Below are 1,457 nucleotides of genomic sequence, written 5' to 3'. Positions count from 1 at the left end.
TGAACTGCGCCCCTGATGTTGGACAAAAATCCAACCTCAGGGGCGTTTCACATGAGCAAGCACACCAGACAGTTCAAGCTTTCCGCCATCCAGGCTTTTCTGCAACGAGGCCTTGGCTACCGTTTCATTGCCGCGAAGTTCCAGATGGATCCCTCCTTGCTGCGCCGCTGGGTACAGGCCTACCGCATCCATGGCGAGACCAGCCTGTCCAGACAAGCGCGGACTTTCAGCCCTGAGTTCAAGCTCTCGGTGCTCGAGCGGAAATGGCGCGACAAGTTGTCGTTGCGCCAAACAGCGGCCGTTTTCAACCTGACGCATTCCAGCCAGATAGGCATATGGGAAGCGCAGTACTACAGTGGCGGCATCAAAGCCCTGGTAGCAGGAACCAAAGGACCGCGTAACGTCATGATCAAACCATCCGTCCCACCCGCCAGCACGTCGCCCAAGGCCGATGAAGAACTCTCGCACGCCGAACTGCTAGCCAAGCTGCGCCACGCCGAGATGGAGATCGCCTACCTAAAAAAGTTAAAAGAACTGCGCGAGGAGAAGGCGAGACAGAAGAAGGCCGGGAAGAAAAAGTCCTGATCATCTCGGCCCTGCGCACCCGCTTCCCGCTCGACGGCCTGCTTAAGCTGGCCGGACTGGCGCGCAGTACGTATTACTACCAGCGCAAGTTGATGGCCGCCGGTGACAAGCTGGCTCCGCTCAAGGACCGTATCCGTGAGATCCAGGAGCGGCATAAAGGTCGTTACGGCTATCGGCGCATGACAGCGACACTGCGCAGCGCCGGCCATGTAGTGAACAGCAAGGTCGTGCGGCGACTGATGGCCGAGCTCGACCTCAAATGCACGGTCCGCGTGAAGAAGTACAAGTCCTATCGTGGCCAGCCCGGACGCATCGCCCCCAACACGATGGAGCGCAAGTTCACGGCAGAAGAGCCAAACACGAGGTGGGTAACGGACGTGACCGAGTTCAAGGTGGCGGGTGAAAAGCTGTATCTCTCTCCGGTGCTGGACCTGTTCAATGGCGAGATCGTGGCACATCAGATCGACACCTCGCCGCACTATCCATTGGTTGGTCAGATGCTCGAACAGGCGCTGTCACGGCTGCCGGAAGGGGCCAGGCCTATGCTGCACTCCGACCAGGGCTGGCAGTATCAGTACTACCGCTACCGGAATCGACTTGAGGAGAGGGGACTGGAGCAGAGCATGTCACGCAAGGGCAACTGCCTGGACAATGCGCGAATGGAGAGTTTCTTCGGCACACTGAAGACCGAGATGTATCATGGTCAGCGCTTCGCCAGCATCGAAGATCTGAGCGCTGCAATCGATGAATACATCGATTACTACAACCATGATCGAATCAAGATGGGGCTGGCCGGCCTGAGTCCCGTGGCATACAGGAATCAGGCCGCAGCAGCCTAATCAAAGATTGTCCAACAAATGGGGCGCACCTCA

At 57.9% G+C, this 1,457-nt stretch carries 1 protein-coding gene; it reads left to right on the top strand.

Annotated features, from left to right (window positions below; all coding sequences use genetic code 11):
- Positions 1 to 51 precede the first annotated feature (51 nt).
- Positions 52 to 1,424, top strand: a protein-coding gene (locus tag ACIQYU_RS26435; RefSeq protein ID WP_402802786.1) for an IS3 family transposase whose coding sequence is annotated in 2 segments (ribosomal slippage) — positions 52 to 525 and positions 528 to 1,424 — 1,371 coding nt in all. Because the reading frame shifts where the segments join, the coding sequence is not laid out codon by codon here.
- Positions 1,425 to 1,457 lie beyond the last annotated feature (33 nt).

The sequence above is a fragment of the Pseudomonas sp. NPDC096925 genome, assembly GCF_044762545.1.
In the GTDB taxonomy this organism is placed as follows: Bacteria; Pseudomonadota; Gammaproteobacteria; order Pseudomonadales; family Pseudomonadaceae; genus Aquipseudomonas.
Note: the sequence above shows the minus strand (reverse complement) of the source record. Positions and strands in the feature narration are given on the sequence as shown.